This window comes from Streptomyces sp. NPDC027189 (assembly GCF_055566975.1).
In genome coordinates, this window is record NZ_JBVHRI010000004.1 from 567,871 (window position 1) to 589,945 (window position 22,075).

20 protein-coding genes and 1 tRNA gene are annotated in these 22,075 nt (G+C 70.5%); 10 read left to right on the forward strand and 11 right to left on the reverse strand.

All coding sequences use genetic code 11. The features are described from left to right. Positions 1-85: 85 nt before the first annotated feature. Complete coding sequence (locus tag ACZ4RZ_RS13475) at positions 86-658, reverse strand: GPR1/FUN34/YaaH family transporter (protein WP_467744254.1); 573 nt, start codon at positions 656-658, stop codon at positions 86-88. 338 nt (positions 659-996) lie between these two features. Further along, entirely contained in the window at positions 997-1,524 is a 528-nt protein-coding gene (locus ACZ4RZ_RS13480) for a universal stress protein (protein ID WP_097284841.1), read from the reverse strand. Between the two features lie 366 nt (positions 1,525-1,890). Between ACZ4RZ_RS13480 and ACZ4RZ_RS13485 the strand changes: the two genes are divergently transcribed. The 4 genes from ACZ4RZ_RS13485 to ACZ4RZ_RS13500 all read left to right on the forward strand — a co-directional run bounded on the left by ACZ4RZ_RS13485 (position 1,891) and on the right by ACZ4RZ_RS13500 (position 4,788). Next, the gene (locus ACZ4RZ_RS13485) at positions 1,891-2,271 is read left to right on the forward strand and encodes a hypothetical protein (protein ID WP_467744257.1); all 381 of its coding nucleotides are present in this window, start codon (positions 1,891-1,893) and stop codon (positions 2,269-2,271) included. Positions 2,272-2,645: 374 nt separating this feature from the next. After that, positions 2,646-3,881, forward strand: coding sequence for a helix-turn-helix domain-containing protein (locus tag ACZ4RZ_RS13490; RefSeq protein WP_467744259.1), 1,236 nt, complete (start codon positions 2,646-2,648; stop codon positions 3,879-3,881). A gap of 126 nt (positions 3,882-4,007) precedes the next feature. Beyond that, positions 4,008-4,610, forward strand: a complete 603-nt coding sequence (gene orn, locus ACZ4RZ_RS13495) for an oligoribonuclease (RefSeq protein WP_467744261.1) — start codon at positions 4,008-4,010, stop codon at positions 4,608-4,610. Positions 4,611-4,715: 105 nt separating this feature from the next. After that, a tRNA-His gene (locus ACZ4RZ_RS13500) sits at positions 4,716-4,788 on the forward strand. Between the two features lie 50 nt (positions 4,789-4,838). On the opposite strand, the gene ACZ4RZ_RS13505 is transcribed toward ACZ4RZ_RS13500, so the two are convergent. Together ACZ4RZ_RS13505 and ACZ4RZ_RS13510 are read right to left on the reverse strand one after the other, a co-directional pair. Continuing rightward, positions 4,839-5,666 carry a serine/threonine protein kinase gene (locus ACZ4RZ_RS13505; RefSeq protein ID WP_467744263.1) on the reverse strand — a complete coding sequence of 276 codons (828 nt, stop codon included), beginning with the start codon at positions 5,664-5,666 and terminating at the stop codon, positions 4,839-4,841. Positions 5,667-5,918: 252 nt separating this feature from the next. Next, on the reverse strand, positions 5,919-6,974 hold the full coding sequence (locus ACZ4RZ_RS13510) for a LacI family DNA-binding transcriptional regulator (RefSeq protein WP_467744265.1): 1,056 nt from the start codon (positions 6,972-6,974) through the stop codon (positions 5,919-5,921). A 453-nt stretch (positions 6,975-7,427) separates the two neighbouring features. Here ACZ4RZ_RS13510 and ACZ4RZ_RS13515 point away from each other — a divergent pair, with 453 nt between their 5' ends. The 4 genes from ACZ4RZ_RS13515 (at position 7,428) to ACZ4RZ_RS13530 (ending at position 12,215) form a co-directional block, all read left to right on the forward strand. Beyond that, positions 7,428-8,756 carry an ABC transporter substrate-binding protein gene (locus ACZ4RZ_RS13515; RefSeq protein WP_467744267.1) on the forward strand — a complete coding sequence of 443 codons (1,329 nt, stop codon included), beginning with the start codon at positions 7,428-7,430 and terminating at the stop codon, positions 8,754-8,756. Next, positions 8,753-9,781, forward strand: coding sequence for a carbohydrate ABC transporter permease (locus tag ACZ4RZ_RS13520; RefSeq protein WP_399075061.1), 1,029 nt, complete (start codon positions 8,753-8,755; stop codon positions 9,779-9,781). Before ACZ4RZ_RS13515 ends, ACZ4RZ_RS13520 begins: the two co-directional genes overlap by 4 nt. After that, positions 9,778-10,686 carry a carbohydrate ABC transporter permease gene (locus ACZ4RZ_RS13525; protein WP_467744270.1) on the forward strand — a complete coding sequence of 303 codons (909 nt, stop codon included), beginning with the start codon at positions 9,778-9,780 and terminating at the stop codon, positions 10,684-10,686. Before ACZ4RZ_RS13520 ends, ACZ4RZ_RS13525 begins: the two co-directional genes overlap by 4 nt. A 98-nt stretch (positions 10,687-10,784) precedes the next feature. Beyond that, a complete protein-coding gene (locus ACZ4RZ_RS13530) occupies positions 10,785-12,215 on the forward strand; it encodes a GH1 family beta-glucosidase (protein WP_467744272.1) in 1,431 nt (476 codons plus the stop codon). 146 nt (positions 12,216-12,361) lie between these two features. Here the strand turns inward: ACZ4RZ_RS13530 and ACZ4RZ_RS13535 are convergent, their stop codons facing one another. Then, on the reverse strand, positions 12,362-13,048 hold the full coding sequence (locus tag ACZ4RZ_RS13535) for a TetR/AcrR family transcriptional regulator (RefSeq protein ID WP_467744274.1): 687 nt from the start codon (positions 13,046-13,048) through the stop codon (positions 12,362-12,364). Between the two features lie 259 nt (positions 13,049-13,307). On the opposite strand from ACZ4RZ_RS13535, the gene ACZ4RZ_RS13540 reads away from it, so the two are divergent. Continuing rightward, positions 13,308-15,494 carry an MMPL family transporter gene (locus tag ACZ4RZ_RS13540; RefSeq protein ID WP_467744275.1) on the forward strand — a complete coding sequence of 729 codons (2,187 nt, stop codon included), beginning with the start codon at positions 13,308-13,310 and terminating at the stop codon, positions 15,492-15,494. Positions 15,495-15,500: 6 nt separating this feature from the next. Here the strand turns inward: ACZ4RZ_RS13540 and ACZ4RZ_RS13545 are convergent, their stop codons facing one another. The 4 genes from ACZ4RZ_RS13545 to ACZ4RZ_RS13560 all read right to left on the reverse strand — a co-directional run bounded on the left by ACZ4RZ_RS13545 (position 15,501) and on the right by ACZ4RZ_RS13560 (position 19,948). Further along, positions 15,501-15,764 (reverse strand): helix-turn-helix domain-containing protein, encoded by a 264-nt coding sequence (locus ACZ4RZ_RS13545; protein ID WP_467744277.1) that lies wholly within the window; start codon positions 15,762-15,764, stop codon positions 15,501-15,503. A 183-nt stretch (positions 15,765-15,947) separates the two neighbouring features. Continuing rightward, complete coding sequence (locus tag ACZ4RZ_RS13550; protein ID WP_467744279.1) at positions 15,948-17,417, reverse strand: glycoside hydrolase family 18 protein; 1,470 nt, start codon at positions 17,415-17,417, stop codon at positions 15,948-15,950. Between the two features lie 433 nt (positions 17,418-17,850). Further along, positions 17,851-19,230: a sensor histidine kinase gene (locus ACZ4RZ_RS13555; protein WP_467744281.1), complete on the reverse strand. Its 1,380-nt coding sequence runs from the start codon at positions 19,228-19,230 to the stop codon at positions 17,851-17,853. A 28-nt stretch (positions 19,231-19,258) separates the two neighbouring features. Beyond that, positions 19,259-19,948, reverse strand: a complete 690-nt coding sequence (locus ACZ4RZ_RS13560; RefSeq protein WP_189184867.1) for a response regulator transcription factor — start codon at positions 19,946-19,948, stop codon at positions 19,259-19,261. Between the two features lie 132 nt (positions 19,949-20,080). Between ACZ4RZ_RS13560 and ACZ4RZ_RS13565 the strand changes: the two genes are divergently transcribed. Further along, positions 20,081-20,596, forward strand: coding sequence for a hypothetical protein (locus ACZ4RZ_RS13565; protein WP_467744284.1), 516 nt, complete (start codon positions 20,081-20,083; stop codon positions 20,594-20,596). Between the two features lie 45 nt (positions 20,597-20,641). On the opposite strand, the gene ACZ4RZ_RS13570 is transcribed toward ACZ4RZ_RS13565, so the two are convergent. Together ACZ4RZ_RS13570 and ACZ4RZ_RS13575 are read right to left on the reverse strand one after the other, a co-directional pair. Further along, positions 20,642-21,547 carry a spermidine synthase gene (locus ACZ4RZ_RS13570; RefSeq protein ID WP_467744286.1) on the reverse strand — a complete coding sequence of 302 codons (906 nt, stop codon included), beginning with the start codon at positions 21,545-21,547 and terminating at the stop codon, positions 20,642-20,644. A gap of 53 nt (positions 21,548-21,600) precedes the next feature. Beyond that, on the reverse strand, positions 21,601-22,038 hold the full coding sequence (locus ACZ4RZ_RS13575; protein WP_467744288.1) for a hypothetical protein: 438 nt from the start codon (positions 22,036-22,038) through the stop codon (positions 21,601-21,603). Positions 22,039-22,075: the final 37 nt, after the last annotated feature.

Sequence of the window (22,075 nt, forward strand, 5' to 3'; positions counted from 1 at the left end):
AACGATCCCCTGTGTGTGCCACCTTCACACAGGGGATCGTTCTTTCAGGGGCCAGGGCCGCCCATTACCCCGGCCCGCGCCAGGCTCAGCCGGTGGCCGTCACCCCCCGGCCGGCGGCGCGTCCGGGCAGTGCGGTGGGCCAGTTGGCGAGCGCCGCCGTGGCCCCGTACCAGGCCAGCAGCCCACCGGCCGCGGCGAACCAGCCCGCGGCCTTGGCGAGCCCGCTGGAGTCGCCGAACTGCCCGATGGCCAGCAGGAGAAGGGCCACGAAGAGCAGCCCGTACGTGCCGCGTACGAGTGTCGAGGCACCAGAGGCCGCGACCGTCAGGCTGAGCGCGACGAGCGCGAACAGGAGCAGGAAGAGGCCGGCCGCGTTGGCGGAGACCTGTGCGTCGGACGTGACGCCCCAGGTGAACCAGAGCGCGCCGAGTGCGGAGAAGGCCGTACCGGTGAAGGCGTCATGGTCGCGGAAGGCGAACAGACCGGCGACGAAGAGCGCGATGCCACCGACATAGGTGGCGAGGGAGACGGAGTCCGCCGCTGTGACGCCGTCGATCATTTCGGTGTGACCGAGGCCGAAGGCCAGCAGGGTGAGTCCGAGCGCGAGTTGGCCGAGGGTCGATGTTGTGGTGCTTCCCGCAGAGACGTCGTTGTCCACGGCGGGCTCCCTTCATGCATGTGCAGTTGTGCTGCGTGGTACCGGCCGTGCGGTTGGTCCGGCGACCGGTATGTACCCTTCACAAGGGCACAAACCACCTCTACGCGCGAGTAGATTTACGCTGCGGCGAAAGGAAGTTGACCGTGCCCACGGCTCATCTCACCTGGGACAACGGCGAGTTACGGAATGACAACGCCTCGGGAACGTCCGGCACCGTGGATCACGGGAGGACCAGGTGCGTCACGGGACGACACCATGGGGCCCGAGAGGACCGAGTGGGCCGCGGAAGGACCGCGTGGATCACGGAAACCGCGTGGATCACGAAATGACCACGTGGATCACGGAATGACGATCACCGGGCGCCGCGCGCGCTTGGCGAGGCGTCCGGCCACCGAGCCGAAGATGCGCCCGACGATGCCGTGCGTGGAGCCGACGACGATCGCGTCCGCCTCGTACTCCCGTCCCACCTCTTCGAGTTCGTGGCAGATGTCTCCGCCGCGCTCGACGAGGATCCACGGCACCTCGGCCAGATACTCGGCGCAGGCGAGTTCGAGCCCGAGCACCTCGGTGCGGTGGTCCGGCACATCGACGAAGACCGGTGGCTCACAGCCGGCCCACACCGTGGTGGGCAGCCGGTTCGCGACATGCACGATGATCAGGCCCGAGCCGGAGCGGTGGGCCATACCGATCGCGTAGGCGAGGGCGCGTTCGCTGGACGTCGAGCCGTCGAAACCGACGACGACGCCATGTTTGAAGGCGGGATCGCAGGACTGGCGGGGTTCTTCCGCCGCCAGGGGCTCGGCCGCCGTGGGATCGGCGAGCGGGCGCTTGCGGTCCGCGGGATCGAAGAATTCGTGACCGGCCATGGGTATCTCGGCGTTTGGATCCTCGTGGTGGGGACGACAACGATCGGCAGAGCTGTGTCCGGGAATCATCTTCCCAACCCCATACCCCCAAGGGTACGGCGGCACGCCTCCTCTGCCCAGATCCCGCGCGCCTTACGCGGCGTTCCAGGGAGCATGCATGAGAGGCGCCCGTAACGCAATGGTTGCTGCCCCGTACAGGCGGTTTGCACAGGGTTCACCCAGGGACGAAGCGTTTTATCGCGGGGACGGGGCCTTTCCTCGTCGCACACCGGTGGCCAGGCAGTGACCGGCCGGTCGAACACGCGTTGAACGGTGAGCCACCGCCATGGAGAGCATGGAGAGCACTGGAGTACTAGGGAGCACACCGTGCCCGGACCCGAGACCGCGCCCCGCCGCTCCCCCGGAGCCCACTCCGCGACACCCCCCGTGCCGGACACGGCGAGCGCCGTGGTGCGCTGGGCGGCCTTCAGCTGTGTCCTCGTCCCGGTGGTGCTCCTCTGGTACGGCACCTCGCTGGCCGGCGCGGCCGGTACGGCCCTGGGCCTGGCGGCCGTCACCGCGGCCTGCCGAGTGCTGCTGAGGCAGTCCGAGCGGGGCGCGGCGCGGCTGCGCGCCGAGGAGCGGGCTCCGTACCGTGGCCGGCACGGCAGGGGTGGCGCGGGCGTCATGGGCGGCGCGCACGGCCGGAGTGGCGCGGGGGCTCACAGAGGTGGTCGGCACGGTATGGGAAACAAGCCGGTTGACTGACCGGTTTGCGCGCACGCGCCCGCTTCTTTTCAGCCAACTTCTGCATATCGCGCATCCCTTGGTCGAACGACCCCCCAACCCCCGTTCGACCTGCGCCGAAAGGGCCACGGAGGGCGCGCGCACCCTACGTGGATTGGCCACTGCGACGAGGCGCACTTCCCTGCACGGCCTGCGAGTGCAACGCTTCGTGATCGAATGCTTCACGCCAAGTTGCCATGTCGACATTCCGCCGAGTGGAGAACTGGTCACCTTGGCGCCACGGGACACAGTAGATTCGATCTTGTCTTACGGCGGGGGACTCGTGCAGGACCGAGGGGAAACGTGCAGGAGCGACACAACCGAGGAGCCGCGACCACCGAGGGGGGCTTAGCAGTATGAGCCACGACTCCACTGCCGCGCCGGAAACCGCGGCCCGGAAGCTTTCCGGGCGACGCCGCAAGGAGATCGTCGCGGTGCTGCTGTTCAGCGGCGGCCCCATCTTCGAGAGTTCCATACCGCTGTCGGTGTTCGGGATTGACCGCCAGGACGCCGGCGTGCCGCGCTATCGCCTGTTGGTGTGCGCCGGCGAGGAAGGCCCTCTGCGGACCACGGGGGGCCTGGAACTCACCGCACCACATGGCCTGGAAGCGATCTCCAGGGCAGGCACGGTGGTCGTGCCCGCCTGGCGGTCGATCACCTCGCCACCACCGGAGGAAGCGCTCGACGCACTGCGCCGGGCGCACGAGGAGGGCGCCCGCATAGTCGGGCTGTGCACCGGCGCCTTCGTCCTGGCGGCGGCAGGCCTGCTGGACGGCCGCCCGGCGACGACCCACTGGATGTACGCACCGACGCTGGCCAAGCGCTACCCGTCGGTGCACGTCGACCCACGAGAGCTCTTCGTGGACGACGGGGACGTCCTGACATCGGCGGGTACGGCGGCCGGAATCGACCTCTGCCTCCACATCGTGCGGACGGACCACGGCAACGAGGCGGCGGGCGCGCTGGCCCGGCGTCTGGTGGTCCCGCCGCGCCGCAGCGGCGGTCAGGAGCGCTACCTCGATCGATCTTTACCTGAGGAGATCGGCGCCGACCCCCTCGCGGAGGTCGTCGCCTGGGCGCTGGAGCACCTCCACGAGCAGTTCGACGTCGAGACGCTGGCGGCACGCGCGTACATGAGCCGCCGCACCTTCGACCGCCGGTTCCGCTCGCTCACGGGGAGCGCTCCCCTGCAGTGGCTGATCACTCAGCGCGTCCTGCAGGCTCAGCGCCTCCTGGAGACCTCCGACTACTCGGTCGACGAGGTCGCGGGCCGCTGCGGCTTCCGCTCGCCGGTCGCGCTGCGGGGTCACTTCCGGCGCCAGCTCGGATCGTCCCCGGCCGCGTACCGGGCGGCGTACCGCGCCCGCAGGCCGCAGTCCGACCGTTCGTCGGAGACGGACGGCCCCCCGGGGCAGGCCGGGCCACCACCGGCGCTGCCCCAGGAGAGCCCGGTCCCGATGCAGAGTCGCCGCACGGCGGCGGCCAGCGCCATGGGCCCGACCACGTCCCTCTCCACGGACACGGGCAAGCCCGGACCGGAGCTGTACGCGGCGGGCAGGCCCAGCCTGCCGGGGCAGCGGAGCGCGCCGTAGTCCGGCCGTAGTGCGAGGGGAGGGGGTCCGCGCCATGGGTGCGGACCCCTTCTCCAGCGGTGCGGGCCCTCGCCCGGGCGGCACGGGCGGGTCCAGTCGGCCGGAGCGCGCCGTAGGGTGAGGCGTATGAACGATCGCATGGTGTGGATCGACTGCGAGATGACCGGGCTCTCGCTGTCGGATGACGCGCTCATCGAGGTGGCCGCGCTGGTCACCGACTCGGAGCTGAATGTGCTGGGCGAAGGCGTGGACATCGTGATCCGCCCGCCGGACGCCGCGCTGGAGACGATGCCGGACGTGGTGCGCCAGATGCACACCGCCTCCGGCCTCCTCGACGAGCTGGCCGCGGGCACGACCCTGGCGGACGCCGAGGAGCAAGTCCTCTCCTACGTGCGTGAGCACGTCAAGGAGCCGGGCAAGGCCCCGCTGTGCGGAAACTCGGTGGGCACGGACCGCGGCTTCCTGCTGCGCGACATGCCGACCCTCGAGGACTACCTCCACTACCGCATCGTGGACGTCTCCTCCGTCAAGGAGCTGGCCCGCCGCTGGTACCCCCGGGCGTACTTCAACAGCCCGGAGAAGAACGGCAACCACCGCGCCCTCGCCGACATCCGCGAATCCATCGCCGAGCTCCGCTACTACCGCGAGGCGATCTTCGTCCCTCAGCCCGGCCCCGACTCGGAGACCGCCCGCACCATCGCGGCGAAGCACGTCCTGCCCGCCGAATAGGCCTTTGACGGGGCCCTGACGGGCCCCCGCAAAGTCGTGCGCGAGCACCCCTTCGGACCCTGTACACTTTTTCTCGGCCGGTCAGGGAAACCAAGACCGGTCGTGGTGGGTGTAGCTCAGCTGGTAGAGCACCTGGTTGTGGTCCAGGAAGTCGCGGGTTCAAGTCCCGTCACTCACCCTTGATGAACAGGGCCCGGCCTGCGACAGCAGGCCGGGCCCTGTTGCGTTTCACGGCCGACGGCCCTCGGCGGCTCGCCAGGCCGTCGCCAAGTCGTGGACGTTCTCGAAGCGGTCGGCGGGGTCGGTGCGGGTGGCGCGGACGATCACCGTCTGCTGGGCCGGGGTCCCGCGCCAGGCGCGTTCCTCGTCGCCCGCGTCCAGGAGGAGGCGGGCCGTGCGGCCCAGGGTGAAGACCGTCGTGCGGGTGTCGATGACCGCGCCGCGCACGAACTCCTCGGGGGCCATGAAACGCCGTGAGCCCGGCAGGCGTTCCTCGTCGAGGACGAACGGGCCCGGACGGTACTCGTCGAGATCGATCAAGTGGGTGGCGTCGCGGGCGAAGTCGTACAGGAGCGCGCCGTCGTAGAAGTCGACCGCGACATGGCCGGCCGCCTCCACCGCCAGGTGGGCGTCCAGAATCCGGTCGAAGGCGCGCAGTACGCGGCCTGTGGGCAGGGCGCGGAAGCGGACCATCGGGTTGTCCGGGCTCGTACGGTCGCGGGGGCCGCCCCGGGTGGGGTGGTACAGCACCTCGCCCTCCCGCCAGGGCATCACCACCGCCCAGCCGCCACCCCGTACGGCGATCCGGTGGACCTGCGGGACGATCGCCGTGTGCCGTACGGCCCGATGGAACGCCCAGCCGCGCGCGAGCGAGTGGCGCGCGCGATCCGTGCTCGCCTCCTTGACGAACCAACGCGCCCCGTCGAGCAGCCGCACCCCGTACGACACGCACTCCGAGTCCTGATCCCGGAACGCCCTGAACACCTCACCCACCCGGCCCAAGTACGGCTCCACGGCAGGCACCTCGTCGACTCCCAGCAAGGGATGCAGGACCATGTCGCCAGAGTGCCTCACCAAGGTGCTGTCATGTGGACAGGCGCGGCGGGTGAGGGGCCGGCCGAGGCCGAGTTCAGGGATCCATTCGGGGTGGACGCGCCGGTCGACCCGGGGCAGCGGCTGGGGTCTCGGCTGCCCGTCGAGTTGACCGGCTGCTCCGGGAGGCCAACGGCATCGTCGGCCCGTTCGGGGTCCACGGGGCAACCTCGGGCGGACGCTCACCGGTGAGCCGACTGGTCCCGGTGGGCGGTCTCACGACGACGCCCGCACCACCAGTTCCGCCGGGAGCACCAACTGCCGCTTCTCCAGCCCCCGCGACACCGCCGGCCGGCGGTCCGCGATCTCGCCGAGGAGGAGGTCGATCATCGCGCGGCCCATCTCCTCGATCGGCTGGCGGACGCTGGTCAGCGGCGGCTCCATGTGGCGGGCGATGGCGGAGTCGTCGTAGCCGATCAGCGCCACGTCGTCCGGTATGCGACGGCCCGCCTCGCGCAGCACCTGGCGGGCGCCGGCCGCCATGACGTCGGAGCCGGCGAAGACCGCGTCGAGGTCGGGGCAGCGCTCCAGGAGCAGGGTCATCGCGCGGCGGCCGCCGTCCTCCGTGAAGTCGCCGGGGACGATCAGCCGGTCGTCGACCTCGCGGCCCGCGTCCCGCAGCGCCTCGCGGTAGCCGTCGACGCGGCGCTGGGCGCCGAACACGTCGAGGCGCCCCGCGAGGTGGACGATCCTCCGGCGGCCCCGGGCGATCAGGTGCTCGACGGCCGCGCGGCCTCCGCCGTAGTTGTCGGAGTCCACGGACGGCAGCGTCTCGTCCGCGGAGCGGCGGCCGCTGATCACCGCCGGGATCTCCAGCTGGGAGAGGAGGTCGGGGAGCGGGTCGTCCGCGTGGACGGAGACGAGCAGGACGCCGTCCACCCGGTGCGCCGCCAGGTACTGGGCCAGCCGCTGCCTCTCCCTGTCGCTGCCCGCGAAGATCAGCAGGAGCTGCATCTCTGTGTCCGAGAGTTCGGCGCCTACGCCCCGGAGCATGTCCGAGAAGTACGGCTCGGCGAAGAAGCGGGTCTCCGGCTCGGGGACGACCAGGGCGATGGCGTCCGTGCGGTTGGCGGCGAGGGCCCGGGCCGCCGTGTTGGGGACGTAGCCGAGTTCCGCGACGGCCGCCTCGACGGCGGCGCGGGTCGCGTCGCTGACCCGCGGGGAGCCGTTGATCACCCGGGACACCGTCCCGCGGCCCACTCCGGCCCGTGCGGCGACCTCCTCAAGCGTCGGCCGCCCCCCGCTCCGGCCCCGCGCTCCGTGGCCTGCCATGGTCCGCCTCCCGTCGACACCGCGTAGACACCGCGTGTGGCCTGGAATCTAACAGTCGTTTCCCGGCACCGGCCGGGGGCTGCGACCGCCGAGGGGTGTTTTCGCCCCCGCCGCCTCTACCCTTCCCGTACCTGGAGCCCGCGGCGGAGCCGCTCATGGATGCAGCGCCCTCAGACCCCCGAATCGCGTTGACGCGCTCGTCCTCAAACGCCGGACGGGCCACAAGACTTCACCTAGCTAACAGGCCGATAACTGAAGACATATCTCCGCGCCTCCACCCTTGACACCCCCGCCCGGACCGACGACTCTTCAACACATCACCTGTGGGAGCGCTCCCACAGTACCTGACACATACACATCCCGCACGTTCCCCGCCCGAGCCGCAGCGAGAACCAACGGGCCCAACAGAGCAGTTGGCCGGGGGGTCGGCACGTCAGGCAACAGGAGGACGCAATGCGCACGAGTACCCGTCGGTCCCGCAGGCTCGGGGCCCTCGCGGCCGTCGCCGCGCTGACCACAGGGCTGCTGGCCGGCTGCGCCAACGACTCGGATGACGGCTCGTCGAACTCGGACGGAGGCAGCAAGGGCGGCGGTGGCAAGACCACGCTGACCATCGGCACCTTCGGTGTCTTCGGCTACAAGCAGGCCGGCCTCTACGACGAGTACATGAAGCTCCACCCGGACATCACCATCAAGGAGAACGTCACCACCCGTACCGACGTGTACTGGCCCAAGACGCTCACCCGGCTGCAGGCCGGTTCCGGCACCGACGACATCCAGGCGATCGAGGTCGGCAACATCACCGAGGCCGTGCAGACGCAGGCCGACAAGTTCGTCGACCTCGGCAAGGACGTCGACAAGTCCCAGTGGCTGGACTGGAAGAACGCGCAGGCCGCCACCAAGGACGGCAAGCTGATCGGGCTCGGCACCGACATCGGCCCGATGGCGATCTGCTACCGCAAGGACCTGTTCCAGAAGGCCGGCCTCGAGACGGACCGCACCAAGCTCGCCGAGCAGTGGAAGGGCGACTGGTCCAAGTACGTGGACCTCGGCAAGGAGTACATGAAGAAGGCGCCGAAGGGCACCAAGTACGTGGACTCCGCCTCCTCGGTCTACAACGCGGCGCTCGGCGGCGAGAGCCAGCGGTACTACGACAAGGACGGCAACGTCATCTGGGACAAGTCGACGGGCGTGAAGAACGCCTGGAACGTCGCCATGGAGGTGGCGACCAGCAACATGTCGGCGAAGCTGAAGCAGTTCGACCCGACGTGGGACCAGGGCTACGCCAAGGGCACGTTCGCGACGGTGGCCTGCCCGGCGTGGATGATCGGCTACATCGAGCAGAAGTCCGGTGAGTCCGGCAAGGGCAAGTGGGACGTGGCGGCGGCGCCGACCGCGTCCAACTGGGGCGGTTCGTTCATCGGCGTGCCGACGGCAGGCAAGCACCAGAAGGAGGCCGTCGCGCTGGCGAAGTGGCTGACCGCCCCCGAGCAGCAGGCGAAGGTCTTCGGCAAGCAGGCGAGCTTCCCGTCGACCCCGTCGGCGTACTCGACTCTGAAGCCTCAGGCCGACACCACGGCGTACTTCTCGGACGCGCCGATCACGCAGATCTTCTCCGACTCGGCGAAGACCATTCCGACGCAGATCTTCGGCGCGAAGGACCAGCCGATCGGCACCGCGATCACCGATGTCGGCATCCTCCAGGTCGAGCAGAAGGGCAAGACGCCCGACCAGGGCTGGAACGCGGCCAAGTCGGAGATCAAGGACGTGCTCGGCCAGTGACCAGCTCCAAGCAGGCTCTCGCGCAGACCGCGCCGAGCGCCGACGCCGCGCCCGGTGACCAGCCGGGCGCGGCCCGCCGCGCTCACGGTCGCGGTACGCCGCCCCCGGGCACGAGCTCCTGGCGCAGCCGGCTGTACCGCTGGGACATGAAGGCGTCGCCGTACGCGTTCATCGCCCCCTTCTTCATCGTCTTCGGGGCCTTCGGGCTCGTGCCGCTGCTGTACACGGCCTGGTACTCGCTGCACAACGTGCAGTTGTCCGGCCTGGACCACCAGACCTGGGTGGGCCTGGACAACTACAAGAACCTGCTGTCCTCGGAGTTCTTCTGGAACGCCCTGGAGAACACCTTCACCATCGGTGTGATCTCGACGGTGCCGCAGCTGCTGATGGCGATCGGGATCGCGCATCTGCTCAACTACCGGCTGCGCGGCTCGACCGTGTGGCGGGTCGTGATGCTCACCCCGTACGCCACCTCGGTGGCGGCGGCGACGCTGGTCTTCACGCTGCTGTACTCGTGGGACGGCGGCATGATCAACTGGCTGCTGCACTTCGTCGGGGTCGACCCGATCAACTGGCGCGAGTCCGACTGGGGCGGTCAGTTCGCCGTCTCCTCGATCGTGATCTGGCGGTGGACCGGCTACAACGCGCTGATCTATCTGGCGGCGATGCAGGCGATCCCCACCGATCTGTACGAGTCGGCCGCGCTCGACGGGGCGGGCCGCTGGCAGCAGTTCCGCCATGTGACGGTCCCGATGCTCCGGCCGACGATCCTGTTCACGGTGGTGGTCTCCACGATCGGCGCGACCCAGCTCTTCGGTGAGCCCCTGCTGTTCGGCGGGGTGAGCGGCTCGAAGGGCGGCTCCGCGCACCAGTACCAGACGCTCGGCCTGTACATGTACGACCAGGGCTGGGGCATCGGCAACCTCGGTAAGGCGTCCGCGATCGCCTGGACGATGTTCCTGATCCTGCTGATCGTCGCCGCGATCAATCTGCTGATCACCCGACGGCTGAGGAAATCCCAATGACCACAAGTGAACTGACGCTCCCCGAGGCGAAGGGGAGCCGCGCGGACGGCGGGAGGTCCGGACGTCGCCGCGTGCTCGGCGCGGGCAAGCAGCTGCACGCGGGCCCGGTCACCTACGTCGTCCTGACGGTTCTCGCGCTGGTCTCGCTGGCGCCGCTGCTGTGGACCGCGATCGCGGCCTCACGCAACAATGAGCGGCTCGCACAGACACCGCCGCCGCTGTGGTTCGGCGGGAACCTGTTCAAGAACCTCCAGACCGCGTGGGACCAGGCCGGGCTCGGCACCGCGATGGTCAACTCCGTGATCGTCGCCGGGACCATCACCTTCGGTACGGTCCTGTTCTCCACGCTCGCCGGGTTCGCCTTCGCCAAGCTGCGGTTCAAGTTCTCCAGCACCCTGCTGCTGCTCACCATCGGCACGATGATGATCCCACCGCAGCTGGCCGTCGTACCCCTCTACCTGTGGATGAGCGACCTGGGCTGGTCCAACCAGCTGCAGACGGTCATCCTGCCCACCCTCGTGAGCGCCTTCGGCACGTTCTTCATGCGGCAGTACCTGGTGCAGGCGCTGCCGACCGAGCTGATCGAGGCAGCGCGGGTCGACGGAGCGAGCAGTCTGCGCGTCGTATGGCACGTGGTCTTCCCGGCGGCGCGGCCGGCGATGGCGGTGCTCGGGCTGCTGACCTTCGTGATGGCCTGGAACGACTTCCTCTGGCCGATCATCGCGCTCAACCAGCAGAACCCCACCGTCCAGGTCGCCCTGAACGGCCTCGGCACCGGCTACATCCCCGACCAGTCGGTGATCATGGCGGGTGCGCTGCTCGGCACACTGCCGCTGCTGATCGCCTTCCTGCTGTTCGGCAAGCAGATCGTGGGCGGCATCATGCAGGGCGCGATCAAGGGCTGACCCTTCCGTCTTCAGGGGGCCGGGTCAGCGCCGCCCCGGCCCCTTTCTCCCCCTCCTCCGACTTCTCGGTCTCCACGACCCCATATGGGAGCGCTTCCATGCCTGAGCCCATTACCCCCGCGACCTTTCCTTCAGCCTTCCTCTGGGGCGCGGCGACCTCCGCCTACCAGATCGAGGGGGCGGTGCGGGAGGACGGCCGCACGCCCTCGATCTGGGACACCTTCAGCCATACGCCGGGCAAGACGGCGGGCGGTGAGACCGGTGACGTGGCCGTCGACCACTACCACCGCTACCGCGACGACGTGGCCCTGATGGCGGAGCTGGGCCTGACGGCGTACCGCTTCTCGGTCTCCTGGCCGCGGGTGCAGCCGACCGGTCGCGGGCCCGCCGTGCAGCGCGGCCTGGACTTCTACCGACGGCTAGTCGACGAGCTCCTCGCCCACGGCATCAAGCCCGCCGTCACCCTCTACCACTGGGACCTCCCGCAGGAGCTGGAGGACGCGGGCGGCTGGCCGGAGCGCGACACGGCGCTGCGTTTCGCCGAGTACGCGCAGATCGTCGGCGAGGCACTGGGCGACCGTGTCGAGCAGTGGATCACCCTCAACGAGCCCTGGTGCAGCGCGTTCCTGGGGTACGGCTCCGGGGTGCACGCTCCGGGCCGTACGGACGCGGCGGCGTCACTGCGGGCGGCGCACCACCTGAACCTGGCACACGGGCTCGGCGCCTCGGCCCTGCGCGGCGCGATGCCCGCCCGCAACACGGTCGCGGTGAGCCTCAACTCCTCGGTGGTCAGGCCGCTTTCGCAGGACCCGGCGGACCTGGCGGCCGTGCGGCGCATCGATGATCTCGCCAACGGCGTCTTCCACGGCCCGATGCTGCACGGCGCGTACCCGGAGACACTGCCGGCGGCGACATCGTCGGTCACGGACTGGTCGTACGTCCTGGACGGCGACCTCGCGGCGATCCACCAGCCGCTCGACGCGCTCGGCCTCAACTACTACACACCGACGCTGGTTTCGGCGGCGGACACCACCGCGGCGGGCCCGCGCGCCGACGGTCACGGCGCGAGCTCGTACTCCCCCTGGCCCGGCGCGGACGACGTCGCCTTCCATCAAACCCCGGGCGAGCGTACGGAGATGGGCTGGACCATCGACCCGACGGGCCTGCACGACCTGATCATGCGCTACACGCGGGAGGCGCCGGGTCTGCCGCTGTACGTGACGGAGAACGGCGCGGCCTACGACGACAAGCCGGACCCGGACGGCCGCGTCCACGACCCCGAGCGGATCGCGTACCTGCACGGCCATCTGTCCGCGGTGCGCCGCGCCATCACCGACGGCGCGGACGTGCGCGGCTACTACCTCTGGTCCCTGATGGACAACTTCGAGTGGGCGTACGGCTACGGCAAGCGCTTCGGCGCGGTGTACGTGGACTACGCGACCCAGACTCGTACGCCGAAGTCGAGCGCCCTCTGGTACGGGCAGGCGGCGCGGGCGGGCACGCTGCCGCCGCCGGCGGCCGCCGAGTAGACCATGTGACGGGGGTTGGCGGGGGGCGGGGCGCGGCACCTGAGGGGGGTGCCGCGCCCCGGTGTCGTCCGGGGCCATGGAGTACGTCGTCGGCGCACCGGCCGGTCGGCAGAGGGCGCCGGTGTCCGGCTTCGGGTCTTGGTGCGTCAACTGCCCGGAGGCCGGGGATTCGCGGTCGGCAGCCGGCGGGTGAGGCCGGCCACGATGGTGGCGAGGGTGCTTTCGACCACCGCGTCGCGCTGGTCGGCGGAGAGCAGGGCGAGCGGCCCGTCGAGGATGAGCAGGGAGAGGCCGTGGACGGCCGACCAGGCGGCGATCTCGGCCGCGGGGCGGTTCTCCGGCCGCATCCGGCCTGTGGCCACCAGCGTGTCCAGCGTGTCCGAGAGTTCTCTGAACGCCGCGAACTCCGGGCTGCCGTCGGGGGCTTCGAGGCCGGTGAAGTCGTTCTCCTCCGCCGCGGACGTGCGGCAGAAGGCGGTGCGGTAGAGCCCGGGGTGCTCGACCGCGAACCGGACGTACCCGCGCCCGATCGCCTCGGTCCTGCGCACGGCCTCCTCGCCCGGGTCGTCGAGCCCGGGCAGTACGCGCACAGCCTCGGCCATGGAGGCGGCGAGCGCCTGCTGGCCGTGGATCTTCACGGCTTCCAGGAGTTCTCCTTGGCCGTTGAAGTGGCGGTACGCGGCGGTGGGTGACACTCCGACGCTGCGGGCCGCCTCGCGCAGGACGACACGCTCCGGGCCGCCTTCGGCCGCGAGTTCGACGGCGGCCTCGATCAGCGCGTTGCGGAGGTCGCCGTGGTGGTAGCGGGACTTGCCGCCCGTGATCGACTCCATGATCCCCATCCTGCCCGAATCCTGGACCCATCCCTCCGGGATCCATGAACCCGACCTGCCGGGTCCCACGACCCCGAGCTCTCGGGTCCCACTACCGCGATCTCCCGGGTCCCCCGACGGCGTCCCGCCGGGATCCATGACCCCATCCTGCCCGAAGTTGACGCCATTAACATATCCATGTTGACGCCGTTAACATCTTGTGCCACTGTCCATGTTAACGCCGTAAACATGGCGGCGCACACATCCGGAGGCGATCACAGTGTTCGACCGCATCGCCGAGCTGGCCCTCCACCGGAGCCGGCTCGTACTGACACTCACCGTGGTGGCCGTGGTCGCCATGGGGGCCATTGGCTTCGGGGCGTTCGGCAAGCTCCTCGGCGGCGGCTTCGAGGATCCGAGCGCGCCCTCGGCCCGCGCCCAGCAGCTCATCGACGAGAAGTTCGGCGGCGAGAGCAACCTGGTCCTGCTGGTCCGGGCCGACAAGGACGGCGGCGGCATCGACTCCCCCGCCGTCGAACGCGCCGGGCGCACCCTCACCTCGCAGCTCAAGGGCGAGTCCACCCTGGCGAACGTGATCTCGTACTGGGACAACGGCAGCTCGGCGCTGACCTCCCGGGACGGCAAGGAGGCGCTGGTCCTGGCCCATGTGAAGGGCGACGACACCGAGCAGGGCGACAACGCCTCGGTGATCATCAAGCAGTACACCGGCGACCGGAACGGGCTGGCCGTGCGGGCCGGCGGCGAGGCCGCGGTCGGCGACGAGGTGCCCACGCAGGTCGCCAAGGACCTGGCGCTGGCCGAGTCGATCGCCGTACCGCTGATCCTGATCCTGCTGGTGATCGCCTTCGGCAGCGTCGTAGCGGCACTGCTGCCCCTGGTCATCGGGCTGATCGCGATCGTCGGCACCTTCGCCGAGCTCTACGTACTGGGCAGCCTCACCAACGTGTCGGTGTTCTCGATCAACCTCACCACCGCGCTCGGCCTGGGCCTCGGCATCGACTACGCGCTGCTCATGATCAGCCGGTTCCGCGAGCATCTCGCCGAGGGCGCCGAAGTCCCCGACGCACTGCGGCACACGGTACGAACGGCCGGGCGGACCATCACCTTCTCGGCCGCGACCGTCGCCGCCGCACTCGCCGCGCTACTGGTCTTCCCGCAGTTCTTCCTGCGCTCCTTCGCCTACGCGGGCATCGGCGTGGTGGCCATCGCCGCCGGCAGCGCCCTGCTGGTCATCCCCGCGCTGCTCGCCGTGCTGGGCCACCGGATCAACAACGGCCGACTGCCCTGGGCACAGACGGTACGGAGCGCCGAAGCACCCCTGTGGGCCCGGCTGTCCCGCACGGTCATGCGCAGGCCCGCCCTGACCGCACTGCCGGTCCTCGCCGTCCTGCTGCTCGCCGCGAGTCCACTGCTCGGCGTCACCTTCGGCACGCCGGACGAGCGGGTGCTGCCCGAGAGCGCGCAGAGCCGTCAGGTCGCCACCGCGGTGCAGCACGACTTCACCGGCAGCGACGAGTCGGCGGTGCAGATCGTCACGACGGGGCCGGTCGCCCCGGCCGACCTGCGTATGTACGCGACCGCTCTCTCGCGGCTCGACGGCGCGGCCCGGGTCGAGACCTCCGCCGGTACCTACACCGACGGCCGGTCCGCCCCGCCCGGCCCCGCCGCGGCCGCACTCGCCCGCCCCGACGCCCAGCGGATCACCGTCGTCACCGGCCTGACCCCCAAGTCGGACGAGGCACAGGACCTGGTCGAGGCCGTACGAGCCGTGGACGCGCCCGGCGGAACCGAGGCACTGGTCGGCGGCACCGACGCACGCCTCGTCGACTCCAAGGCGTCGATCGCGGACCGACTCCCGTACGCCATCGGCCTCGTCGCCGGCACCACCTTCCTGATCCTCTTCCTCTTCACCGGCAGCGTCGTGCAGCCGCTGCGGGCGCTGGTCCTCAACGCCGTCAGCCTCACCGCGGCCATCGGCGTCATGGTGTGGATCTTCCAGGACGGCCACCTGGCCTCCTTGCTCGGCTTCACCCCGCAACCCATGGACACATCCATGACGGTCCTCATGTTCTGCATCGCCTTCGGCCTGTCCATGGACTACGAGGTCTTCGTCACCAGCCGCATCAAGGAACTCCACGACGCGGGCGCCGACACGGAGACCGCCGTCACCAGCGGCCTCTCCCACACCGGCCGAATCGTCACGATGGCAGCCGGCCTCCTCGCGGTCAGCTTCTTCGCCTTCGGCACGGCCCACGTCAGCTTCATCCAGATGTTCGGCCTCGGCAGCGGTCTGGCGATCCTGATCGACGCGGTGGCCGTACGCGGTGTGCTGGTCCCGGCGGCCATGCGGCTCCTGGGCCGCACGGCCTGGTACGCCCCGAAGCCACTGCGCGCGGTGCACGGCAGGCTGGGCCTGACAGAGGGGAGCTCGCCGGCCAAGGTCTGACGGCCTTCACTCACCCGAAGGCCGCGCCCCAGCTCGGACCAGGTCGCCTCGCCGCGACCTGGTCCGTGCGTGCACCGCCCCATACGCCGGCTGGAGCGAGCGCTCGAACAGCGCCCGCTTGCTGCCGAAGGCGTGGTACAAACTGCCCTTGCCGATGCCGAGTTCGTCGACCACGTCCTGCGGCGTGGTCGCCCCGTACCCCTTCCGCCAGAAGACACGCATCGCGCTCTCCACGGCGGCTTCCTCGTCGAACTGCCTCGGCCTGCCCATGATCGAAGCCGTAAGCAATATTGGACCTGTAAGTCCATATTCAGAGGTGAAGTGCGCCCCGGCCGGGTGGGGGGAGATCCGGCCGGGGCGCGCGACCCCCGTTCGGTGATGGCTGTGTGTGGCCGCTCAGGGCCGCTGGTGGCTACTGGCGGCCGCTCCGGGGCCGCCGGTGGCCGATGGTGGCTACTTGTAGGCGCCGAAGGCCTTCGAGAAGGCCCCCGCGTCCTGGACGATGGAGCTGCAGGTCGCGTCGGCGGAGTTCTTGGCGCCGCCCGGGCACTGCTTGTCACGGGTGGCCGACCACATCGACAGCCAGCCGAGGCCCTTGGACTTGGCGAAGGTCACCAGCTGCGAGGCGTCGTCGACCTTGAAGATCTCGGAGGACACGTCGTTCACGCCGATCATCGGGGTGACGGCGACGGCCTTCCACGCCGCGCTGTCCGACAGCCCGAGGACGCTCTTCACCTGCGCCTGCGTGGCCGTGGCGGCCTGCTCGGCATAGGTGCCCATGTCACCGCTGTACGAGGGGCCGTAGTCCATCGCCATGATGTTCACGGTGTTGATCTTCACGCCGTTCGACTTGGCGTTGGACAGGAGGTTCACGCCGTCCTGGGTGAGGCCCTCCGGCATCACCGGCAGGGTGAAGGAAACGTCCAGGTTCGGGTGCTGCTGCTGGAGCTTCGCGATGGCCTTCGCACGGTTCGTGTTCGCGGTCGTGTTCGGCAGCGCGCCGCCCTCGACGTCGAAGTCGACCTTCGTGAGGTTGTACGCGTCCACGGCCTTCCCGTACGCCGTCGCCAGCGCGTCCGCCGAGGAACAGGTCGTCGCCAGCTCCGAACCGGAGGCCCCGCCGAAGGAGACGCGGACGTCGCCGCCCTTGGCGCGCAGCGCACCGATCTGCGACGCCACCCCGTCACTGGCGAGGTCGGTCACACCGCCCCACTTGGGGGTGCAGCCGCCGCCGTCCGTGATGAAGGCCAGGTTGTAGTCCTTCACGCCGGTGGCCGTGGCGCTGGCGACCAGATCGAAGGCCGGGTAGAGGGAGGTGTCGACGTAGGGCGCGAAGCCGGCGTTCGCCGTGCTGCCGCTGCCGGAGCTCTGCGAGGGAGAGGGGGTCGCGGTCGGGGTGGGCGTCGCACTCTGAGAAGCGGTGGCCGTCGGGGTGGGCTTCGGGGTCGGGGTCGTGGACTCCGTGGGGCGGCCGCTCGGCTCGGGCGTCGCACCGTCGTCCACCGAGCACTTGGCGCTGTCGATGAGACAACCCGTCGGGTTCGCGGTGCCGTTCACGACGAAGCCGACGGTGACGGACTCGCCGGCCTTCAGGCCGTCCTTGTCCCAGGCCGGCGGCTTCACGGTGACGTGCTGCCCGCTCACGCTCGACTCGCCGTTCCACAGCGAGCTGAGCTTGGCGCCGGACGGCAGGTCGAACTCCAGCGTCCAGTCCCCCTTCACCTGGCTGCTGTCGTTCGTGATGACGTACTGCGCGGTGTAACCCGTCGACCAGTCACTGGTCTTGGTGTACGCGGCGCCGACGCCGGCTGCCTGCGCGGTCCCGGTGAACAGGATGGCGCCACCGCCGACCACGGCCGCGGCGACGATGCCGCCTATCGCCTTGTTCCTGCCACTGACCTTGCGCCGGTGCGTGCTGCTCATCGCGTGCCTGCCTTCGCGGTTTCACGGGGGTTCACGGGGGATTCCCAGGGGTGGGTGCGGCAGCACGCTAGCGACCCGGAATCGGGCAAACCGCTTCATCCGGGCGGAGGTTGAGGATCTTAGGGTGCGCTTAAGGAAGGCATCGGGGGCGGTTAAAGGTAGAGACCAATTGGAGCGCCCAGAGCCGCCGCGCAGCGGCGGGACTGGGGGCCTGCGGAGCAGGTAAAAGACGCCGCGGAGCGGCGGGGGTCTGGGCATGCGGAGCAGGCAAAAAGGCGGGTGGGTGGGAAACCCGCCGCTGAGCGGCGAAGAGAAACGCCGCGGAGCGGCGAAGAAGAAAGCCCGCGCAGCCGAAGTCAGACGCCGGCCAAAGCCCCCGCGCAGCGAAACTCAGACGCGACCCAAAGCCGGCGCAGCGCAACGCAGCGAAACGTCAGCTCACGCCCGCCCAGCGGCGACGGCGGCGTACGGCCCCCCGGTGCCCCCGCCGGAGGGGGGTCGCCCGCCCGTCCAGTTGGATCCAGATGCGCACCTCGGTCCCGCCCAGCACGGACGAACCGATGCGCACGTCCCCGCCCGTCGACTCCGCGAGCCGCCGCACGATGTCGAGGCCGAGCCCCGTCGACCCGTCGCTCCCGGAGCCGCGGCCGCGCGCCATGGCCGCCTCGGGATCCACGATCCCCGGGCCCGCGTCCGACACCAGCACGATCACGGCGTCCTCGCCGTTGTGCACATCGACCGCGAAGGCCGTGCCTTCCGGGGTGTGCCGGAAGACATTGCCGAGGAGCGCGTCGAGCGCGGCCACCAGGTCGGCGCGGGCGACGGGTATGCGGACCGGTCGGTCGATCCCGGCCACCCGCACCTTGCGGCCCTCGTCCTCCGCGAGCGCCGACCAGAAGTCCATCCGCTCGCGCACGACTTCGGACGCGTCGCACCCGGCGCCGACGCCTATCGCCGCGGTCTGCGGCTTGGCCTCCCGGGCGGTCCGGATGATCGTGTCGACCTCGCGCTCCAGCTGCGCGACGGCGGCCCGGGTCTGCTCGGCGGCGGGTCCGTCACCGAGCGAGGCCGTGTTGAGCCGCAGCACCGTCAGCGGCGTACGCAGGCGATGCGAGAGATCTGCCGCCAACTCCCGTTCATTCACCAGTAGTTGCACGACCTGATCGGCCATCGAGTTGAACGCGACCGCCGCCAGCCGCAGTTCCGTGGGCCCTTCCTCGGGCACCCGCGCCCCCAGCTTCCCCTCCCCCAGCTCGTGCGCACTCTCGACCAGGCGCTGCGCGGGCAGCACCATCCGTACGCCCAGCCGGTCGGCGACCGCGACCGAGCCGATGATGAGTGCGACGCCGACCGCGGCGAGCACCGCCCAGGCCACGCCTACGCCGTTGCTGACCTCGGACTCGGGGACGTACACCTCGACGACCGCGATCTCGCCGGAGCTCAGCGCTACGGGCTGGAGCAGCGTGGAGCCGCCGGGGACCTCCGTGGTGGAGGCGCGGCCCAGCTTCCGGGTCGTGCCGATGTCCTTGCCGGCGGCGCGCTGCTTGCCGATCTCGACCGCGGCCGCGCCGTCGGCGGCGGGTATGTGCACGGCCATCCCCGAGTCGGAACCCGCCGAGGCGACGACCCGCTCCAACTGGTCCCGGTCGGTGGTGATGGAGAGCGCGGGCGCGATGGCCGCGGCCTCCCGCTCGGCGTTCGAGAAGGCCCGGTCCCGCGCCATCTCCTTGATCACCAGACCCAGCGGGACCGCGAAGGCGACCACGACCATCGTGGTCACCGCCACGCACACCTTGACCAGCGCCCACCTCATGACGCCCACCCCTCGCCCGGCGCCCACCTCATAGCGGCGGCTCCAGCTTTACGCCGACCCCCCGCAGGGTGTGCAGATAGCGCGGCCGCGCCGCCGTTTCGCCCAATTTCCGTCGCAGCCACGACAGATGGACGTCAATGGTCTGATCATCCCCGTATGCCTGCTGCCACACCTCGGCGAGCAGTTCCTTGCGCGGTACGACGACGCCGGGCCGCCCGGCCAGGAAGGCGAGCAGGTCGAACTCGCGCCGCGTGAGGTCCAGCCGTACGCCGTCCAACTCGGCCTGGCGCCGCAGCGGGTCGATGGCGAGACCGCCGACCCGGATGACCGTCGACGGCGGCGCGTCCCCGGCGCTGGTCCGCGAGCGGCGCAGCACCGCCGCCATCCGCGCCGACAGGTGCTCGACCGAGAACGGCTTGGTCAGATAGTCGTCCGCGCCGTCGTTCAGCAGGCGGACGATCTCCGTCTCGTCGTCCCGCGCGGTGGCGATGATCACCGGGACGTCGGTGATTCCGCGCAGCATCTTCAGCGCCTCGGACCCGTCCAGATCGGGCAGACCGAGGTCGAGGATGACAACGTCGAAACGGAAATGGGCGACCTCGCGCAGCGCCTCAAGTGCGGTGCCGACACTGCGCACGGTGTGCGCGGCATCGGTCAGATGCCGGATGAGGGCCGAGCGTACGAACTGGTCGTCCTCGACCACGAGCACACTTGCCATGGGCGGCACCGTACGCCATCGGGGCGAGCCGTTCGGGGGCCTGTGGACAACTCGGATCACCAGGACGTGGACAACCCGGACTGTGACGCACCCGTGAGACACCGGTGGGGCTCGTGGTGCAGTATGGCCGCGATGCGCAGAGGACTCGTCCACGTACTCGCTTGGTCGCTCGCCACGGGCGCGGCGGTCACGCTGTCGTGGTGGGGTGTCCACACGGTGATGACAGGGACGGCGTACGACCCGCCGCGCGCCCTGCCCATCACGGCGGGCGACGCGACGACGCAGGAGTCCAAGCCGCTCGCCTCCTCGACACAGCGGGCCGAGCCGTCGAAGAGCCCGTCGAGCAAGCCGCCCGCGAGCCGACAGCCGAGCCCGACGCCCTCCAGGTCGACGCCCCCGGCCGCCTCCCCCTCCCCGACCTCGTCCGGGCAGATCAAGAGCTACGACACCGACGGCGGCCGGGCGGTCTTCGACCTCGGAAAGACGTCCGCGACGCTGGTGTCCGCGACGCCGGGCGCCGGTTGGTCGATGCAGGTGTGGAAGACGGAGACCTGGATCCGCGTGGAGTTCGCCTCGGGCGCGGACCGGGTGACGGTGTTCTGCACCTGGCACGACGGGCCGCCGCACGTGGAGATCGAGACCTACTGAACCGGCCTGCCGGTCACCGGAAGACCGACTGACCCGGCCCGCCGGTCAGCGGAAGACCGACGGGGGCGGCGCCGGTGACGCCACCGCAGCCGCGTCCGTGACCGGGGTCGCGCCTCCGGTGAAGTCGCTGAGCTGCTTGCCGTGTTCGAGCCGTCCGGGGTGCGGATCGGAGGCCGCGCGGCGGGTGAGTTCGGCGATCGGCAGCGGGTGGTCGGAGGCCACGAGGACCGCGTTTCCGAAGCGTTTGCCGCGCAGCACCGTCGGGTCGGCGACCAGGGCGAGTTCGGGGAAGGCGGCCGCCACCGTGGCGATCTGGCCGCGAAGGTGGGCGAGCGGGGGCCCGTCGGCGAGGTTCGCGGCGTAGACGCCGCCGGCCTTCACGACCCTGCGGACCTCTGTGACGAACTCGACGGACGTCAGATGCGCCGGCGTACGCGCCCCGCTGAACACATCCGCGATCACCAGGTCCGCCCAGCCGTCGGGCACCTTGGCGAGCCCTTCGCGGGCGTCCAGGGAGCGCACCCGGATGCGTGCGTTCGGGTCCAACGGCAGCTCTCGCCGGACCAGTTGGACGAGGGCCGCGTCACGTTCGACGACCTGCTGGGTGGAGCGGGGGCGGGTCGCCGCGGTGTAGCGGGCGAGGGTGAGGGCACCGCCGCCGAGGTGCACCGCGTGCACGGGCTTGCCGGGCGGGGCGACGAGGTCGATGACATGGCCGAGGCGGCGCTGGTACTCGAAGCTCAGGTACGCGGGGTCGTCGAGGTCGACGTGCGACTGCGGGGCGCCGTCGATCAGCAGGGTCCAGGCGCGCGCCCGGTCCCGGTCGGGAATCAGCTGGGCGAGCCCGCCGTCGACCGGCTCGACGACGGCTTCGGCGGACGCCTGCCCGCGCCGCGCACTCCGCCCCGCCTCGCGCCCGTCGTCCGACCGCTTGTTCCTCGCCCTTGCCATCCCGCCATTATCGGGGCGTACGGTCGGGTCGGCTCAGCGGCGGTCCAGTGGGGTCACTGGCAGTTGTCCGCCGCCTCGATGAGCCGGGCCGCCTCCCCCAGCGCGGCCCGCAGTACGGCCGGGTCGGTCGCGAGGTCCGCCTCATCGGGCGGCAGCAGCCAGTCCGAGCCCTCGACCGGAGGTTCCGGGGCCAGGCTGAGCCCACGGCCGTTGGTCTGCGTACAGGTACTGCCGGGCACGTCCCAGGCGTCGGCGGTGCCGGGCGGCACCAGGAAGCCGAGGGTGTCGCAGCCGTCGTCGTGGAGCACGGGCCCGACGGCGTCGCAGGAGCCGCGGCGCAGGATGTCGACCGCCTCCAGGCCCTGTCGCGCGGGAACGGTCACCAGGTCGCATTCGGCGACCGGCTGTGGTGGGGCGCTGCACTCCGGGGACGGCCTGTGCTGCGCGGTCGACAGCGATGTACGGAACTCGGTGCTCTGCCTGGTCTCCATCCCGGCCTCCAACGGAACCCCTCCTCATGACGAGTGG

Bases quoted from the DNA above. Each gene is read 5' to 3' on its own strand.
- orn (WP_467744261.1), top strand. From the start codon at position 4,008: ATGAACGATCGCATGGTGTGGATCGACTGCGAGATGACCGGGCTCTCG.
- ACZ4RZ_RS13545 (WP_467744277.1), bottom strand. From the start codon at position 15,764: ATGGGCAGGCCGAGGCAGTTCGACGAGGAAGCCGCCGTGGAGAGCGCG.
- ACZ4RZ_RS13555 (WP_467744281.1), bottom strand. From the start codon at position 19,230: ATGAGGTGGGCGCTGGTCAAGGTGTGCGTGGCGGTGACCACGATGGTC.
- ACZ4RZ_RS13510 (WP_467744265.1), bottom strand. From the start codon at position 6,974: ATGGCAGGCCACGGAGCGCGGGGCCGGAGCGGGGGGCGGCCGACGCTT.
- ACZ4RZ_RS13575 (WP_467744288.1), bottom strand. From the start codon at position 22,038: ATGGAGACCAGGCAGAGCACCGAGTTCCGTACATCGCTGTCGACCGCG.
- ACZ4RZ_RS13560 (WP_189184867.1), bottom strand. From the start codon at position 19,948: ATGGCAAGTGTGCTCGTGGTCGAGGACGACCAGTTCGTACGCTCGGCC.
- ACZ4RZ_RS13565 (WP_467744284.1), top strand. From the start codon at position 20,081: ATGCGCAGAGGACTCGTCCACGTACTCGCTTGGTCGCTCGCCACGGGC.
- ACZ4RZ_RS13550 (WP_467744279.1), bottom strand. From the start codon at position 17,417: ATGAGCAGCACGCACCGGCGCAAGGTCAGTGGCAGGAACAAGGCGATA.
- ACZ4RZ_RS13570 (WP_467744286.1), bottom strand. From the start codon at position 21,547: ATGGCAAGGGCGAGGAACAAGCGGTCGGACGACGGGCGCGAGGCGGGG.
- ACZ4RZ_RS13515 (WP_467744267.1), top strand. From the start codon at position 7,428: ATGCGCACGAGTACCCGTCGGTCCCGCAGGCTCGGGGCCCTCGCGGCC.
- ACZ4RZ_RS13525 (WP_467744270.1), top strand. From the start codon at position 9,778: ATGACCACAAGTGAACTGACGCTCCCCGAGGCGAAGGGGAGCCGCGCG.
- ACZ4RZ_RS13480 (WP_097284841.1), bottom strand. From the start codon at position 1,524: ATGGCCGGTCACGAATTCTTCGATCCCGCGGACCGCAAGCGCCCGCTC.
- ACZ4RZ_RS13530 (WP_467744272.1), top strand. From the start codon at position 10,785: ATGCCTGAGCCCATTACCCCCGCGACCTTTCCTTCAGCCTTCCTCTGG.
- ACZ4RZ_RS13490 (WP_467744259.1), top strand. From the start codon at position 2,646: ATGAGCCACGACTCCACTGCCGCGCCGGAAACCGCGGCCCGGAAGCTT.
- ACZ4RZ_RS13535 (WP_467744274.1), bottom strand. From the start codon at position 13,048: ATGGAGTCGATCACGGGCGGCAAGTCCCGCTACCACCACGGCGACCTC.
- ACZ4RZ_RS13505 (WP_467744263.1), bottom strand. From the start codon at position 5,666: ATGGTCCTGCATCCCTTGCTGGGAGTCGACGAGGTGCCTGCCGTGGAG.